This window comes from Elusimicrobiota bacterium, from assembly GCA_041660185.1.
In the GTDB taxonomy this organism is placed as follows: domain Bacteria; phylum Elusimicrobiota; class Elusimicrobia; order 2-01-FULL-59-12; family 2-01-FULL-59-12; genus JBAZWU01.
The window spans coordinates 43,076-58,183 of sequence record JBAZWU010000008.1 but is presented as its reverse complement, the minus strand read 5'-3'; the positions used below and the strand labels follow the sequence as shown (position 1 = coordinate 58,183).

Here is a 15,108-nt window from a genome sequence, read left to right as displayed (position 1 = left end):
ACGAATGCCCTCAACGGTTGCGGTGGAGCTTTGTCACGTCACGAAAGTGTATCGCCGGAGGCATCTGGGCCGGTTGACGCTCACCCCCGGAGTCGAGGACATTTCCCTGCAGATTCAATCCGGAGAGTTGTTCGGACTCCTGGGACTCAACGGGGCCGGCAAAACAACCACCATCAAGCTTCTTCTGGGTCTGTTGTTTCCCACGACCGGAGACGCGCGCCTCTTTGATCACCTGCTCCCGGACCGTGCGATCATGCGCCAGATCGGTTACCTGCCGGAACTCCCCTCCTTCTACAAATATTTGACGGTCAACGAACTGCTTCAACTTTACGGAACACTCAACGATCTCCCCGAAACACTCTTAACAAAACGAATCGAACAGGTTTTGGCGGAAGTCGGTTTGGCCGCACACCAGACCAAACGCCTTGGGGAATACTCCAAAGGCCTGCTGCAGCGCGCGGGCCTGGCTCAGGCGCTGCTGCACGATCCCGCGCTCCTGGTGCTCGACGAACCCATGAGCGGTCTCGATCCCCTGGGACTGAAGGAGATGCGCCAGATGCTGGAACGGCTGCACGCGCAAGGTAAAACTATTTTCTTCTCCTCGCACAATATTTCCGAGGCCGAGAAACTCTGCGACCGGGTCGGCATCATTCACCAGGGGCGGCTGGCCCGCCTGATCGAAAAAGCGGAGTGGAAAGGACCGGAAGGACGGCTGGAACAGCTCTTCATCGAAACCATCCATGCGTAAAATTCTAGGAATCATCCGTTACACCTTCATTGAGATCCTTCGAAACAAGGTCTACTATGTGTTGCTCCTGTTCGCCGGTATGCTGATTCTCTCCGCGATGCTGCTGGGCTCCCTCGGAGGCGAACAAAAAGCCCGCATGATCATCGACATGGGTCTGGCCAGTATCGAATTGCTCTGTCTGATCATCGCTGTTTTTGCCGCGGTCACATTGATTCTTGAAGAGATGGAATCCCGCACGCTTTATCTCGTTCTGACGCGTCCGGTGGCCCGTTACCAATTTATCCTCGGACGTTTCCTGGGTCTGGTCGCTGTCTTGTCGGTCACGTACCTGATTATGGCGGGCGGACACCTGACCCTCTTAGCCACCAACCGGATCCATCCGGATGCGCACTACGCGCTGAGCCTCTTCTACTCCTGGGAAAAAGTTGTACTCATTACGTCTCTGGCCCTTTTCTTTTCTCTCTTTTCGACGTCCACGGTATCGGCCGTCGCCTTCACCTTATTTTTCTGGATCATGGGTCATTTCAGTCATGAAATGCTTTCTCTGGGCCGACGCGCCGGAACGCCTTTGGTCTTATGGATCTGCAATGCTTTCTATTATCTGACCCCCAACTTCCAAGTTATGAACCTCCGGGATTTCTCCCCCGCTCAAGCGGGATTGGACTGGCTGTGGGCCGCCGCGGGTTATGGCCTTTCGTATACCCTGGTTTGTCTGTCCCTGACTGTTTTCCTGTTCCGGAAGAGGGAATTCTAACGATGACCCGGAGCGCCGGCGGGTTTTTTGCAGGCAGCTTATTGCTGACCGCTTTTTTCACCACCCAACTGGCGATTCGTTTTCAGGATCCTTTCCCTCCTCTTTCCGTCAGTCTTTCGACGCAGGTTTCCAGCCTGCACGACTTTACAGGGATCGCGGCCGGGCTCCGGCGTTTGGCGGCGGATATCGCCTGGATTCAAACATTGCAGTACTACGGGACGGCGGAAGAGGGGCAATCGGATTTTGAATCCGATAATGGGATGGGTGATTACCCGCTTTTGCTCTCCTATTGCCAGCGAGTCACCCGTATTGATCCTTTTTTTTCTTACGCCTACTATTACGGCGCCGGCTCTCTGGGATGGAACCTCAATCGATGGGATGAAGCGGAAATCCTTTTGCGCCAGGGAATCCAAAACAATCCCCATGACGCTCGCCTCAAGGAATATTTGGGCTCCATCGCGTACGAACACAACCACGATGTATCCAAATTGGCCGAATTTTTAGAGTCGTTTATTTATGACCCAGAATGCCCGAACCTCCTGCGCTCCATCCTTGCCAATATCTATAAGAAACAAAAGCTTTTCGGGAAGGCCCTCCGGGTCTGGGTCATGGTGTATGATACGGGCGATCCGACTTATAGAACCGCAGCCGAAACACATATCAGAGAACTGATTCCCCTCGTTCCATTAGGTCTAAAGACCCCTTGACAGCCTTTTGAGGTGTTTTGTAGTGTATTTGAGAAGGCACCGTCGACTTTGGAAGCTGTCTGAAGTCCTGCCTTATTCCCCGACAAAAACAGTCGCAAATGCGTTTCTAGTCGTTTTTTAGCATCAAAACGGCGTTATATTTAAATTTTAATAAGGAAGGTATTTATGGCACGCGCTAAAAAAGAAAAAGTTAGTATTGCTGCTGTAACGGACGCTAATTTCACTCGAGAAGTGCTTGGCTCTGACATGCCGGTGCTGGTCGGTTTCTGGGCGCCCTGGTGCGCCCCCTGCCACACCCTTCCTCCGATGATGCAGGAGCTTATCGACGATTATTTTGGGAAGGTCAAGGTGGTTCAGGCCAAAGTGGACGACACCCCTGATCTGACAGAAGAATACCGGATCAGCTCGATTCCCACGCTACTCCTCTTTGATAACGGCAAAATGGTTGGCAAGCGGACCAGCGCTGACACGAAAGAAGATGTGGCGGAATGGCTGGATCGGCATATTGACGCGCCGCTGAACTTCTAAACAACTGATATCCGAAAGGGGAGTGATGACGATGGGCCCGAAGAAACCTTGTGGTTGCTAATACAGATGCCTTCCGCCATCCACGCGAAGGATTTCCCCTGTCACAAAATCCGTTTCCGCCAGGAACATAACTGCTTTTGCGATCTCGCCGGCTCCACCCCAACGCCTCAGTGGAGTTGACTTCATAACCGATTGAACTTCTTTTCGTCCGAGTGACGGCGGCGGCACCATCGGCCCCGGCGCGATGCCGTTCACCAGAATGTCAGGAGCAAACTCAAGCGCCAGTGTTTCGACCACCGCTTGAACCGCTGACTTGGAAATGTAATACGGCGAATAGTCCCGGTACCGGGGACGCCCGCTGGCGCTGGTCCAATCCGAGACATGAATGATCCGGCCGCCGCCGGAACGCCGCATCAAGCCGGCGGCTTCGATGGAAAGAAGATAAGCGCTCTTGGCGTTGGCCGACAAGTTCTCATCCCATGACCGGGACGGGTCGTCCTTGCTCAACCGGGTGGGGCGATAGATGGACGCGAGATTTACAATTACATCCAGCCGACCAAAACGTTTTTCGATTTTTCGGATGACCTGCCGGATGAGGCCAGGTTTGAGGAGATCGCACGGAAAGGACGAAGCGAGATGACCTTGGTTTTCAAGCTGGCGGGCGATGGATTCAACCGCTTGTCGCGAATGCCGCCAGGTCAATACGATGGAACAGCTCTTGTCCGCCAGAGCCTGCGCCACAGCCGCGCCCATCCGCGTCCCGCCGGTAATCAGAGCCACTTTATCTCGAAGATTCATAACGGGAACACTGGTGGGTCCGATGGGGTTCGAACCCATGACCCTTCGCTTAAAAGGCGAATGCTCTACCACTGAGCTACGGACCCACGAGTGCACCTTCGTAACAGACGTTCATTATATAAGATGGCCGGATTCCAACCAACGCAGGACGGCTTTAGTATAATGGTTCGCCAAGCCCCCTTCGTCTAGCGGTTAGGACATTGCCCTTTCAAGGCAAAGATCACGGGTTCGAATCCCGTAGGGGGCACCACTTTAAACATCAAGAAACCCTGCCAGAAATGGTAGGGTTTTTTGTCGTCTGTAAGTAGCCGGAAACGTTTCGCACGGGTTCGCCCGACACACGACAGTCGGGCGAGCGCCTGTTGTGTGGCGCTCGAATCCCGTAGGGGGCACCACTTTGAAATATCCAGAATCCCTGCCAGAAATGGCGGGGATTCTTTTTCTTTTTCTTTTTTTTAGAGTCTCGGAGAGGTTATTGCACTTTGTGCAAGTTGGCGAGTTTCTCTTGGAACTGAGCGGTGAGTGCTTTGACTTTTTCGCGCTGGACCCGGTGCGCGGCTTCGAGCGCCGTATAATCAGCGATGGCCTGCCGTTTGTCCGGGACTTTCCCCAACTCGTACGCCTGCTTCATGGCCTCCAACTGCTGCGTCATCTCAACGCCCTTGAGCCGTTCGGCATCCAGGGTGGTCCGGTCTTTGTCCAACTGCCGTTCCAGCGCGGCAAACGCGGTCTCGTGCCCCGGGTGCTGGGGTTTGCCGGAGAGAATCCACCACGCCACAACACCCAGCGCCACAACCATCAAGACGATGCCCACCCAGGGAAATCCTGATTTCTCGGTCAGCGGAGGCAAATCGAAGTTCGGACGCGGCTCAGTCATGGCAGAATCATATTACTTTTTTTATCCTTTTAGATTGGCCCAAGGCAACGCTTAATTTCTTTGACCAGCTCGGACGGTTCGCAGGGTTTGGTGATATAAACTTGAACCTTCAATTCCGCGGCCCGTTTATGGTTTGCAGCCCCGCCATAGGCGGTCAGAAGAATGACGGGCAGTCCGCTGGTCTTCGGGTCGCGCCGGATCGACTCGCACACCTGCCACCCATCCACTTTCGGCATCCCGAGATCGAGCAGTACGATATCGAAATGTTCCGTTTGCAAGAGTTCCAGCGCTTCTTCACCGTCGGCCGCGGCCAGGACATCGTAACCGGAGTACTGCAGATAATCCATGAAAATGTACAAGAAATTCTTTTCATCATCGACAAGCAAAATACGATAGGGTTGCGGCTCTGACATTCAAAAGCTCCCCGGGATTAACCCCCCTATGCTTTCAGCAGGTCTTATCCTGTTTCCAATTTTAATATTTATATGACAAAAAGATAAGACGAATCGTGTCAAAAGGAGCCGGTCTTGGTGATCTTATTTCGGATTGGCTTGATTGGCCAGGCAACGCTTGATTTCTTTGACCAGTTCGGACGGTTCGCAGGGTTTGGTGAGATAAACTTGGACTTTCAGCTCTTCGGCCCGTTTATGGTATTCAGCCTCGGCATAGACGGTCAGGAGGATGATCGGCAGTCCGCTGGTCTTTGGATCGCGTTTAATCGCCTCGCAAACCTGCCACCCGTTCACTTTCGGCATCCCGAGATCAAGCAGCACGATGTCGAAGCGTTCCGTCTGCAGGAGCGCCAGCGCTTCTTCACCGTTGGCTGCGGTCACGACGTCGTAACCGGAGAACTGCAGATAATCCATGAAGATGTACAAGAAATTCTTCTCATCATCAACAAGTAGGACACGGGTGGGTCGTGATTCAGGCATGCAGAATTTTCTCTCCTTCACCGCCGGTGCTTTCAGCGGGTCTCGTCTTGTTTCTAATTTTAGTATTTATAAGGCAGGAAGATAAGACGAATCGTGTAAAAGGGTGTAAAAGGGGTCAGGAGACTGTGTCACAATTCCTCATCCCCGGCGGTCGCTGGCCGGGGATCCAAGAATTGCGCACGACAATGATGGATTCCCCGCCAGAGACTGCGGGGAATGACGAAATGTACCGTTATGATACGGTTTCCAGACACAAACAAATGATTTAAGCGGTCGGCAAAGTCAGAGCTGGGCGTTGTAAACCTTTTGGACATCAGCTCCGAAGGCAACCAGGTAGATTTTCGTGAAAGAAGAGGGATGCGCGGACAGGAAAAAGCGGATTTCGCGCACGGCGATTTGTGCCGCTTCCTCGAGCGGATACCCATAAATCCCACAGCTGATGGCGGGAAAAGCCAGTGTTCGGAGTCCCTTCGCTTCGGCGAGTTCAAGGCTCTTCCGGTAACACGAAGCCAGAGCCTCAGGCTCACCGGAACTCCCTCCACGCCAACGCGGTCCTACCGCATGAATTACGTAACGCGCCGGCAGACGATAGCCTTTGGTGATTTTGGCTTCCCCTGTGGGACAACCTCCCAGGGTTCTGCATTCGGCCAGAAGTTCCGGCCCTGTCGCTGCGAATAACCCCTTCTGGAACCAGTTCTGGTCCGCCAAACTGGCGTTCATGGGCAGGCAGGGGATACACGTTTTTTCACGGAAATTAAGGTACAGAAATCAAACGGTCAAGATCCCCAACGGCCAAAAGTTCACCTTCTTAGTGGGTCAGGAAAAAGGAATTGACATCCGGATTGCCTTAGACGTGGTAAGAGCCGTTCACCGCAACGAATGTGATGTGGCGCTTCTGTTCAGTCAGGACCAGGATTTATCCGAAGTCGCAGACGAAGTCCGCCTGATCGCCCACGAACAGAGACGTTGGATTAAAATCGCTAGCGCGTTTCCCTTCAGCCCAACCGTTCACAATAAGCGCGGCATCAACAAAACAGATTGGATTCCCATCGACCGAACCGCTTACGACGCCTGCCTCGACAAAACAATCTTCTGATCCAGAATTTCCAGGTGGGCCCTTGCTTGAAAGTGAATTTTTACACCCATTTCCCATCTAAGAGGTTGGAGGATACCATGAACCTGATACCCACGGAGCAGATTCAGCACCGTATTTATTTCGTTCGAGGCCATAAAATCATGCTCGACAGCGACTTAGCGGAGTTGTACGGGGTCACAACGGGAAATCTGAATCTCGCGGTACGCCGCAATGGCAAAAGGTTCCCCAGCGATTTCATGTTCCTATTAACAACGGAGGAAACACGCGCTTTGCTCTTGCAATCTGCAATACCAAAAGGACGGGGAGGAAGACGGACCATTCCATATGCCTTCACCGAACACGGAGTCGCCATGCTCTCGAGCGTCCTCCATAGCGAGCGCGCCATCCTCGTGAATATCGCGATTATGCGCGCTTTCGGACGGCTTCGGGAATTGCTTGCGACTCACAAGGATCTGGCTCAGAAACTGGAGAAGCTGGAAAAGAAATACGATGCTCAGTTTAAGGTCGTCTTTGACGCCATCCGCGAGCTGATGAAACCCTCTCCCAAACCCAAATCCCCCAAACTACCCCCCATCCCGCTCGTCAAAGGATTCAAACAGATAGGTTAAGAATATCTCGTTCGTAAAAGGAGGCAGTCACTGTGATTCAGAAGAAGTTGCTCTGTCCCACAGCTCAACCACGTTTCTCCGTTGGGTCAGGCACCTTTTCTCTCTCCCAAACCCAAATCCTCCAAACTACCCCCCATCCCGCTCGTCAAAGGCTTCAAACAGATAGGCTAAGGATTTCTCGTTCGCAAAAAGGGGCACCTTCACCATTTCCACAAATGATACGATTTGAAAAATATGTCGAGGATATTTGCGGCAATATTCTTTGCGCTTAGCCTTGTTCCAAATTTCATGATGCAGACTCATCCGGATGAGGCTATAACAAATCTTTCTGTATGGATAGAAAGACTTGGTTTTCCATCTCCAAAGTGGCTACAGGCAAAGAACTCACCCATAATAATTCGTTGGACATCTCGTATTTTAACGATCATATGTATCGGATGGTTTTTTTGGCCTAGCATTTCTCGATTCACAAATTCCAACGTAGACGCCAGAAAATCTCTCTGGCGCCCATCTCCACGCAAGGCAATCGCCGAGGCAAGAAGGACACAGCCAATACATAGCATTAGCACAACCACGCGTGACGATGTTGATTTAGCTAAAAGGAAACAGGTAATAAAATCAATTTCGAACTTCTATTATAAAGGCGGCATAGTCCAGCATGATTGCGAGAAGATGGAAGAAGATAGCACTCTCGGAACACGTGCTGTAGATTGGCAGAAAGAAACTTTCGAGTACCTTTCGGGTATTGATGAGTTTTATGCTGTACGATTTGCTCGCGCTCTACCAACCGATCAAGATCCATATATTTCTATAGATGGTCGGCAAATTCCACAATCAAACAATACTCTATGGAGATGGGTTAATGCGCGCCTGAAGATTCTCGAAGAGATGCAGAAAGAACTTCGTAAATAAATACGTCTCTTCTTCTAATTCATCAACCAAAAGTACACAACGAAAAACATTTAATAAAACCTCTAACACAGTAGTGTATCGTCTTCGCAACGACCTTAATTATCCGGACTTTTTTTGTCTTCATCTCAGGACGGCCAGATGATCCTCCCACATATATATTGCGAGGGGTGCGGCCCTGCGCAGGTGCGCGACGTGAGGCCTGCGGCTTGGGAGCGAGAGCGGGTCAGCCGAGGACTGTCTGAGGCGCCAGACGTCTGGCGCCGAGTTCCGCAGGCTGCTCGAGCGGACAAGACGAGGTCGTCAGGCCGGTTGGAGCGCGATGCGCAGGGTGGCACCCCGGAGAAAGCGGTATAATCCCCTCAGACCGTTGGAGGGGATCATCATCGATGTCTGGATCCCCCGCACCGTCCACCTGTTGAATCAAACAGTCGGTGCGGCCCCGTCGATAAGCACATCGACAGGAAGTCGGGGCCGCCAATAACCGCGGGGGATGACGGAGGAAAATGAAAAAGCTGGTTGAACTGCAGGCGATTGCGGAGCGGCACAGCACGCGCTCCTTCGACGGCCGCGCGATCCCAAAAGAGATGCTCGAGAAGATCGTTGATGCCGGGCGACTGGCCACCACCGCCCGCAACGAACAACCCTGGGAGTTCGTGGTCGTCACGGACCCCAAACGCCGCCAGGAGGTCGCCGCCATCACCGAATATGGCAAGTTCATCGCCCAGGCCGCCGCCTGTGTCGCGGTCTTCTGCCGGCAAACGAAGTACTACCTTGAAGACGGCTGTGCGGCCACCGAAAACATTCTGATCGCGGCGGCCGCGCTGGGCGTACAGTCCTGCTGGGTGGCCGGAGACAAGAAAACCTATACCACCGACATCGCCAAACTGCTCCAAGTCCCGGACGGCTACAACCTCGTTTCCCTCATCGCCCTGGGCTACGAAGCGTCACCCGTGACTCGCCCCCCGAAACGCCCGCTTCCGGACGTTCTCCACTGGGAAAAGTTCTAAATCCCCTGCTGCTTAGAATTGTTTGAGTAGTTTTTTGACGAGGCTGACGGGTAATCCCACCACATTGTCATACGAACCACGGATCACGCGCGCGATGGGATCTTTCTTTTCCTGAATGGCGTAGGCGCCGGCTTTGTCCAGATGATTCCGCGACAAGGCCAGAAGACGGTCAATCGGAAGCTTTTTCATACGCACGGCAGAAGCCGCCACAGCGCTTTTCGAGCGCCCCGTAGCCGCGTCAACCAGCGCAATTCCCGTGTAGACCGAATGCGTGGAGCCGGAAAGACGGTAGAGCATCCGGTAGGCGTCCTGCGTATTCCCCGGCTTTCCGAGAATCCTGCCGCCCAGAACAACGATGGTATCCGCGCCAAGAACTAAGCCCCGATCCAACTCTTTCGCCACAGAGCTGGCCTTGCGCAGCGCCAATTCCATAACCAGTTTCCGTGGATTCTTCACGTTTGATTCTTCCGACGCATGACTCGGGATCACCCGAAACGGGATCTTGAGACGCCTCAGCAACTGCCGCCGCCGGGGAGAAAGCGACGCCAAGATCAAAGGAGGACGGGATTTCATCGCGACGCCAGGGAGTCTTTCATCCAATCCAGATACGCTTTGTTCCCCTTTTGGACGGGAAGCGCAAGAATTTCCGGGACGGTGTACGAATGAAGCTGTTGAATACGTTTTTCGAGCGCGCGCCATTTGGAAGAGAATGTTTTCATGATCAACAGGACTTCATTCCCGGATTCTATTTTCCCTTTCCACCAATAAAAGGACTTGATGCGCGGGACCAGATTGACGCACGCCACGAGTTTTTCTCGAACAAGCGTCCGGGCGATTTTCTCCGCTTCCGGCTGATTGGGAACCGTACAGAAAACCATCTGTGTTGTCATACGCCGATCCTTTCGCAGAGTCCGGACACCGGACACACGCCACATCGGGGATGCCGGCTGGTACAGAGATTCTTGCCCAACGCAACGAGAAGCGCGTGAAACTCATTATAAATCGTCGGGGCGCAGCGGTCTTGAAAAAAAGCCTGAACATCATGGTAATCGTCCGTTTTGAACAAACCGATCCGCTGCCCAATCCGGCGGGTGTAGGCGTCGACAACAAAGACGGGATACCCTCCGGCGTAAAGCAGAATCGAATCCGCGGTCTCCGGGCCGATGCCGTGGAGGGAGAGAAGACGTTGGCGCAAACGACTTAAACCCTCGCCCGGCCTTCGGCCACCCTCTCCCTCAACAGGGAGAGGGCAAGGCCGACCAACGGGAGAGCCGCGGGTGAGGGCTCTAAAAAATACCGGGTCCTTCCGCATCGTTCTCGCAAACCCCTGCAGACGCTCGGCCTTTTGCCGGAAATAACCGGAAGACCGGATAAGCCGGGCCAGGCGTGTCCGCGGCATCGTTGCCATTGAGCGGATCGAAAGCACTTTGGCTTGTTTCAAAGCGGCCAGTGCTTTCTCCACATTCGTCCAGGCGGTATTTTGCGTGAGAATCGCGCCAACCATCATTTCCCAGGCGCTTTGGGCAGGCCACCAATGCTGAGGACCGAAATGCTTCAGGAGGCGGGAGAAGAGGGGTTTAACACGGGGAGCGGAAGCAGGCATGCCCGGGCGTGTCAGGCCTTCGCCATTAAACTCATGATAATGGCCTTCTGGATGTGCAGGCGGTTTTCCGCCTGGTCAAAAACAATGGACTGCGGGCCTTCGATCACCTCATTCGTGATTTCTTCCCCCCGTTTGGCGGGCAGGCAGTGAAGGACAACGGATTCCGGCCGGCTCCGGGCGAGCAGGGGCGCGTTGATTTGAAACGGCCGGAACACTTCGCGGCGCCGCGTTTCTTCGGCTTCCTGTCCCATGGAGGTCCAGACATCGGTGTAGAGCACATCCGCTTCCTGAGCCGCCACCTGAGGATCGTGAATAATCTCGAGGTGCCCCCCCGATTTTCCGGCGAGCTGGCGGGCCTGGAACAACAGTTTCGAATCCGGTTCATAACCCGACGGGCACGCCAGGACAAAATGGAGCCCCATCATTCCCGACAACAGAAGCCAGGAATTCGACATGTTGTTGCTGTCTCCGAAAAACACAATCTTCAAGCGGCGCAGGGCCGAGAGCTTCCGCCCATGGCGCTCCCAGAGCGTCAAGAGATCCGCCAGCACCTGGCACGGATGCTCAAGATCCGTGAGACCGTTAATGACCGGGACCGTCGTGAGGCGGGCGAACTCCTGGACATCGGCATGCCGCCGCGCGCGGATCACGATCCCGTTCACGTAACGCGTCATCACGCGCGCCATATCCGCGATCGATTCGCCCCGTTTCCATTGCAGCGCGTCCGACTGCAGCACGAGCGGAAACCCCCCCAGTGAATGGATGCCGGCGGCAAACGACACCAGCGTTCGCGTGGACGGTTTTTCGAAAACGAGGGCCACCGTCTTGCCGCGCAGCACATGGGACGCCGCCGCCTTCTTCTTCAGGCGCACGGCCAACTGAAGGAGGCGTTCCACCTCTTTCACGCTGACATCGGTAATGGAGATCAGATCACGTTTCATAAAATTCAGGGCCCCCAGCTCGGCGACGTCGAGTCGCCGTCGATATCGCCGACGCAATGCGGCGAACTGCCGTCCGCGGCCATCAGGCAGATCCGGCTGCGCCCTCCCTCACGGTCCGACGCGTAAGCGATAAAACGCCCGTCCGGGGACCAGCTCGGGTTTTCATTGCGGGCGCCGGCTTCGGAAATCACATGGCTGTTCCGTCCGGACGACTCCATCACGTAAATATCAAACCGCCCCTGGCTGCGCTGCCGCTCATAGGCGATCCAATCCCCCCGGGGGGACCAAGCCGGACCGTCCGCCCATTGTCCATAGGTCAGACGCTGGACATTGGCGCCGGTCACATCCATCGTATACAACTCCGGATTTCCGGACCGGTCTGACACAAAAGCCATCTGCTGCCCGTTCGGTGAAAACGCCGGGCTGGTGTCGACCCCCGTACTTCGCGTGAGCCGCCGGATCTGCTGTCCCTGACGGTTGACGAGATAAATGTCAGGATCGCCGCCGCGCGACAGCGTCACCGCCAACGTCTGGCTGTCCGGCGCCCAGGCCGGCGCGGTGTTCAATCCCTGCCGGTCGGAAAGCACACGCCGGCTGCTCCCGTCGGCCTCGATCAGGTACGCATCCGGATTGCCCGCCCGGTAACTGTTGAACGCAATGGTTTTCCCATCCGGAGACCATTTCGGCAGAAGCGTAATGCTGTGATAGGACGTCAGCTGCCGGATATTGGCGCCGTCGTAATCCATGATATAGAGCTCTTTGCGCCGGGTCCGGTTATTGACGAAAACAATGCGGGTGTGCGCGACCCCCGGCTGACCGGACAGCTGGAAGGTCAGCTGATCCGACAGGAGATGCGCCAGACGGCGGCTGCTCTCTTTGGTGCTGGTGCCTTCCTTGGCCCAGAGCATTTTTCCGCTGGCCACATCGTAAATGCGGCATTCGAGGCGCACCTGCGTGCCCTCCAGCCGGGCCTCGCCGCTGATGACCACCTGCGCGCCGACTCCGCTCCAGACCAGAGAATCCAGCTTCGGCTCAACGGCCGGGCCGCCTTCGACAATCGTAAAGAGCTGTTCAAAAAGAAGATCGTTCCGGATCACGGAACGCAGCTTACGGGACAGCGCGTCGCTCTCCGAATCAGAGGCCTGGGTTGTGAACGGCGCGATGCCGACCCCAAGCGCTTTTCCTCCCTGACTATAGGCCTGCAGACCGAGATACACGTCCGCCGCCCCCGCAACAGCGGCCGGAAAAATCAGGACCGCCGTAACCAGAAAAGCGGAAAACCTCCCCGCGACGACAGCTGGAGTCCATTCAATTCGCATGATCAGGAATTACTGAGACTCTTTAAGAATGTCTTTGGCGGATTTGGATAGATCGTTATGCGGGTATTGTTTGATGAGATGACGGAAGGCCGCGGCCGCCTCATCTTTTTTACCGGCCTGCTGATAAGCCACGCCCTTTTTGTAGAGCGCTTTGGGGACGACATCGCTTTTGGGAAAGAAGGTGCTGACTTTGTCGTATTCCCGGGCGGCATCCATATAATTCTTTCGCCCGAATTCACACTCGCCGATCTGGAACTGCGCCTGCGGCGCCAGGTCGCTCTTTGGATACTGGGACATGAAGTTGCGGAAACCCACCACCGCCAGGTCAAACTTACCGGCCTGGTAATCGTTGTAGGCCAGCCGGTACACATCGCCGGGATTGGACGAACCGGCGCTGGTGGTCCCGGTCACCTGGCCCGTCAACACGCTCAAACGCCGCGACAGATCCGCCTGCAGATCGTCCAGCTTCTGGGAGAGCATTGTCATCCGCTGCTGGCTCGACTCCAGCTGGCTGTTCAGGGTTTCCAGGTTCCCGCCCAGGTCGGTCATTTTGGTGATCAGATCCGCCTGGTTTTTTCGCATCTGGTTCACATCATCGTCGAGCTTCAGAATATCCTGCTGTGTTGCCAGCATGCACCCCTGGGTGACGAACAGGGGCACCACGGCAAGCATCAGGACGCTGAAGCGCCGGATCGAGGATGTGTTCATTATTTTTCTAACGCGCTGTCCGACGTCTTGGACGCCTTTTCAGCCGCTACGCTGCGGGCTTTGGTCGCGCCGCGGCGGTTTTTGGACCAGCAGCCATCGGTGTGTTCCGAGCAGGCCGGGTTCTCTTTGCCGTAGGAGATCGTGGCGATGCGGTTGCCCGAAGCGCCCAGGCTGATGTAATACTGGCGCACGGCCGCGGCGCGGCGCTGTCCCAGGGCCAGGTTGTATTCGGTGGTGCCGCGCTCATCGCAGTGGCCTTCCACAAGAATTTCCCAATCCGCGTGTTTCTTGAGCGCGCCGTAGTTTTTCTGGAGCGTATCCCGTGCATCCGAGCGCAGTGTCGCCTGATCCAGATCAAAGAAGACGGAAGACAAATCCGCGACTTCCTGATACTCCTTGCCGCGCAGGGACGGTTCTTCCTGCGGCGTCACTTGGTCGATCTCCGCCTTGGTATCTTTCTTAACCTGGGATTTCGGCGGACAACCCGTTAATGCCAAAGCGAGAATGCCAAGGCCCCCATACATCATTAATCGAGAATTCATTATAGGCCTCCAATTAAGGTATTGAATGAGTTTAGTTTACTAAGTCACACGGGGCCAGGTAAAGAAACCCTTTTATTGACCGGCTGTTTTGAGAAGTTTTTTGAACTGTTTCATTCAGCTGTTTCACGACTGTTTCATTATTTTGAAACTGTTTCAAATGAAACAGTTCATTTTTTGAGGCGGATGCCGCCGTCCGGGTCTCTTTCGGAGCGGCCGGACCACTCCGCCAGTCCCTGGTCCTCCAGCTCCTTCACCACTCGCCAAACGGTGGACCTGGAAGCCCCCAGCGCGATGGCCAGGTCGCCGGTGCTCATCGGCGCCTGGGCTTCTCCCAGAGTTTTCAGAACGCGCTCCCGAAGCGGGATCGTATTCCCGGCGCCCGGGGAAACAGCCTTGCGCTTATAAAACTGCTGGGACGTTAATGTCCCGAAGAAGACAGCGGTGACCTGCATGCACAGGGAGAGGAGCCCATCCGGCACCCGGTAGGAGGCAACATGATTGGCCGCTGTCAGCGCTACGAGGTAGAAAGCCCACCAGAAAACAACGAAAAGTTCCCCGCGCCGCGCCCGCTCCGAGATGATCTCCGGATCTGCCACCCAGCGCCGCAGTTCCCGATGCCCCGCATACGCCGTCAAGAGCGCAATATACGCAATATTCGGATCGTAGCGAAGCACGAACACGGCCGAAAGGAACTGCCGCAAATGGAAGTAAAACGCCACGGCTGTAAACAGGTTAACCAGCGGCCGCAGAACCCGCCCGGCGTTCAATTGAGCGAGAGCCGCCATCGTCCCCGCGCTCGGCGCTGCGTTTGATGTGGGTGGAACAGTACTCATGCGATGACCTCCGTCATTCTCGCGTTGTCTCGGAAAGTTCTTCTTCTCAAATCAGGTCCATTTCGCGCAACTCGATCGAAACGCCTCTACAGACAAACTGAAATCATTGCCACTGCTTGGTGCCTGTCACCGTAACGACCTGAGGGGACGTAGTTGCAAATTTGCATCTTCTGTCCTGTTGGCCAAACAGTCTGC

The 15,108-nt window shown here is 55.0% G+C and carries 21 protein-coding genes and 2 tRNA genes; 9 read left to right on the top strand and 14 right to left on the bottom strand.

Translation table 11 applies throughout. The annotated features are described in order from the left end of the window. The first annotated feature begins 4 nt into the window (after positions 1–4). The 4 genes from WC859_07530 (at position 5) to WC859_07515 (ending at position 2,737) form a co-directional block, all read left to right on the top strand. A complete protein-coding gene (locus tag WC859_07530; protein MFA5976001.1) occupies positions 5–748 on the top strand; it encodes an ABC transporter ATP-binding protein in 744 nt (247 codons plus the stop codon). Next, positions 741–1,502, top strand: a complete 762-nt coding sequence (locus WC859_07525) for an ABC transporter permease (GenBank protein MFA5976000.1) — start codon at positions 741–743, stop codon at positions 1,500–1,502. The genes WC859_07530 and WC859_07525 overlap by 8 nt, the downstream gene beginning before the upstream one ends. Positions 1,503–1,504: 2 nt before the next feature. Next, entirely contained in the window at positions 1,505–2,209 is a 705-nt protein-coding gene (locus WC859_07520; protein MFA5975999.1) for a hypothetical protein, read from the top strand. Positions 2,210–2,374: 165 nt separating this feature from the next. Continuing rightward, the gene (locus tag WC859_07515) at positions 2,375–2,737 is read left to right on the top strand and encodes a thioredoxin domain-containing protein (protein ID MFA5975998.1); all 363 of its coding nucleotides are present in this window, start codon (positions 2,375–2,377) and stop codon (positions 2,735–2,737) included. Between the two features lie 57 nt (positions 2,738–2,794). Here WC859_07515 and WC859_07510 read toward each other — a convergent pair whose 3' ends face one another. Both WC859_07510 and WC859_07505 read right to left on the bottom strand, forming a co-directional pair. Next, positions 2,795–3,574 (bottom strand): SDR family oxidoreductase, encoded by a 780-nt coding sequence (locus WC859_07510; GenBank protein ID MFA5975997.1) that lies wholly within the window; start codon positions 3,572–3,574, stop codon positions 2,795–2,797. Further along, positions 3,547–3,621, bottom strand: a tRNA-Lys gene (locus WC859_07505). Before WC859_07505 ends, WC859_07510 begins: the two co-directional genes overlap by 28 nt. A gap of 88 nt (positions 3,622–3,709) precedes the next feature. On the opposite strand from WC859_07505, the gene WC859_07500 reads away from it, so the two are divergent. After that, positions 3,710–3,785 (top strand) — tRNA-Glu (locus tag WC859_07500). A gap of 222 nt (positions 3,786–4,007) precedes the next feature. Here WC859_07500 and WC859_07495 read toward each other — a convergent pair. The 4 genes from WC859_07495 to WC859_07480 all read right to left on the bottom strand — a co-directional run bounded on the left by WC859_07495 (position 4,008) and on the right by WC859_07480 (position 6,064). Next, a complete protein-coding gene (locus WC859_07495) occupies positions 4,008–4,412 on the bottom strand; it encodes a hypothetical protein (GenBank protein ID MFA5975996.1) in 405 nt (134 codons plus the stop codon). A 29-nt stretch (positions 4,413–4,441) separates the two neighbouring features. Next, complete coding sequence (locus WC859_07490) at positions 4,442–4,825, bottom strand: response regulator (GenBank protein ID MFA5975995.1); 384 nt, start codon at positions 4,823–4,825, stop codon at positions 4,442–4,444. Between the two features lie 123 nt (positions 4,826–4,948). Beyond that, positions 4,949–5,344, bottom strand: coding sequence for a response regulator (locus WC859_07485; protein ID MFA5975994.1), 396 nt, complete (start codon positions 5,342–5,344; stop codon positions 4,949–4,951). Positions 5,345–5,626: 282 nt separating this feature from the next. Then, entirely contained in the window at positions 5,627–6,064 is a 438-nt protein-coding gene (locus WC859_07480) for a macro domain-containing protein (protein MFA5975993.1), read from the bottom strand. On the opposite strand from WC859_07480, the gene WC859_07475 reads away from it, so the two are divergent. The 4 genes from WC859_07475 to WC859_07460 all read left to right on the top strand — a co-directional run bounded on the left by WC859_07475 (position 6,063) and on the right by WC859_07460 (position 8,967). Next, positions 6,063–6,440 (top strand): NYN domain-containing protein, encoded by a 378-nt coding sequence (locus tag WC859_07475; protein MFA5975992.1) that lies wholly within the window; start codon positions 6,063–6,065, stop codon positions 6,438–6,440. The genes WC859_07480 and WC859_07475 overlap by 2 nt on opposite strands. Positions 6,441–6,517: 77 nt before the next feature. Beyond that, on the top strand, positions 6,518–7,048 hold the full coding sequence (locus WC859_07470) for an ORF6N domain-containing protein (protein ID MFA5975991.1): 531 nt from the start codon (positions 6,518–6,520) through the stop codon (positions 7,046–7,048). 225 nt (positions 7,049–7,273) lie between these two features. After that, positions 7,274–7,960 (top strand): hypothetical protein, encoded by a 687-nt coding sequence (locus WC859_07465; protein ID MFA5975990.1) that lies wholly within the window; start codon positions 7,274–7,276, stop codon positions 7,958–7,960. Between the two features lie 503 nt (positions 7,961–8,463). Beyond that, a complete protein-coding gene (locus tag WC859_07460) occupies positions 8,464–8,967 on the top strand; it encodes a nitroreductase family protein (protein MFA5975989.1) in 504 nt (167 codons plus the stop codon). Between the two features lie 12 nt (positions 8,968–8,979). Here WC859_07460 and WC859_07455 read toward each other — a convergent pair whose 3' ends face one another. The 8 genes from WC859_07455 to WC859_07420 all read right to left on the bottom strand — a co-directional run bounded on the left by WC859_07455 (position 8,980) and on the right by WC859_07420 (position 14,913). Then, positions 8,980–9,540 (bottom strand): Maf family protein, encoded by a 561-nt coding sequence (locus WC859_07455; protein ID MFA5975988.1) that lies wholly within the window; start codon positions 9,538–9,540, stop codon positions 8,980–8,982. Further along, entirely contained in the window at positions 9,537–9,857 is a 321-nt protein-coding gene (cutA, locus tag WC859_07450; GenBank protein MFA5975987.1) for a divalent-cation tolerance protein CutA, read from the bottom strand. The genes WC859_07455 and cutA overlap by 4 nt, the downstream gene beginning before the upstream one ends. After that, a complete protein-coding gene (locus WC859_07445) occupies positions 9,854–10,570 on the bottom strand; it encodes a hypothetical protein (protein ID MFA5975986.1) in 717 nt (238 codons plus the stop codon). Before WC859_07445 ends, cutA begins: the two co-directional genes overlap by 4 nt. A gap of 11 nt (positions 10,571–10,581) precedes the next feature. Then, entirely contained in the window at positions 10,582–11,511 is a 930-nt protein-coding gene (gene argF / locus WC859_07440; protein MFA5975985.1) for an ornithine carbamoyltransferase, read from the bottom strand. Positions 11,512–11,516: 5 nt separating this feature from the next. Beyond that, complete coding sequence (gene tolB, locus WC859_07435; protein MFA5975984.1) at positions 11,517–12,830, bottom strand: Tol-Pal system beta propeller repeat protein TolB; 1,314 nt, start codon at positions 12,828–12,830, stop codon at positions 11,517–11,519. 9 nt (positions 12,831–12,839) lie between these two features. Then, positions 12,840–13,538 (bottom strand): tol-pal system protein YbgF, encoded by a 699-nt coding sequence (gene ybgF / locus WC859_07430; GenBank protein MFA5975983.1) that lies wholly within the window; start codon positions 13,536–13,538, stop codon positions 12,840–12,842. Then, the gene (gene pal / locus WC859_07425; GenBank protein ID MFA5975982.1) at positions 13,538–14,080 is read right to left on the bottom strand and encodes a peptidoglycan-associated lipoprotein Pal; all 543 of its coding nucleotides are present in this window, start codon (positions 14,078–14,080) and stop codon (positions 13,538–13,540) included. The genes ybgF and pal overlap by 1 nt, the downstream gene beginning before the upstream one ends. A 167-nt stretch (positions 14,081–14,247) precedes the next feature. Further along, entirely contained in the window at positions 14,248–14,913 is a 666-nt protein-coding gene (locus tag WC859_07420) for a helix-turn-helix domain-containing protein (protein MFA5975981.1), read from the bottom strand. Positions 14,914–15,108: the final 195 nt, after the last annotated feature.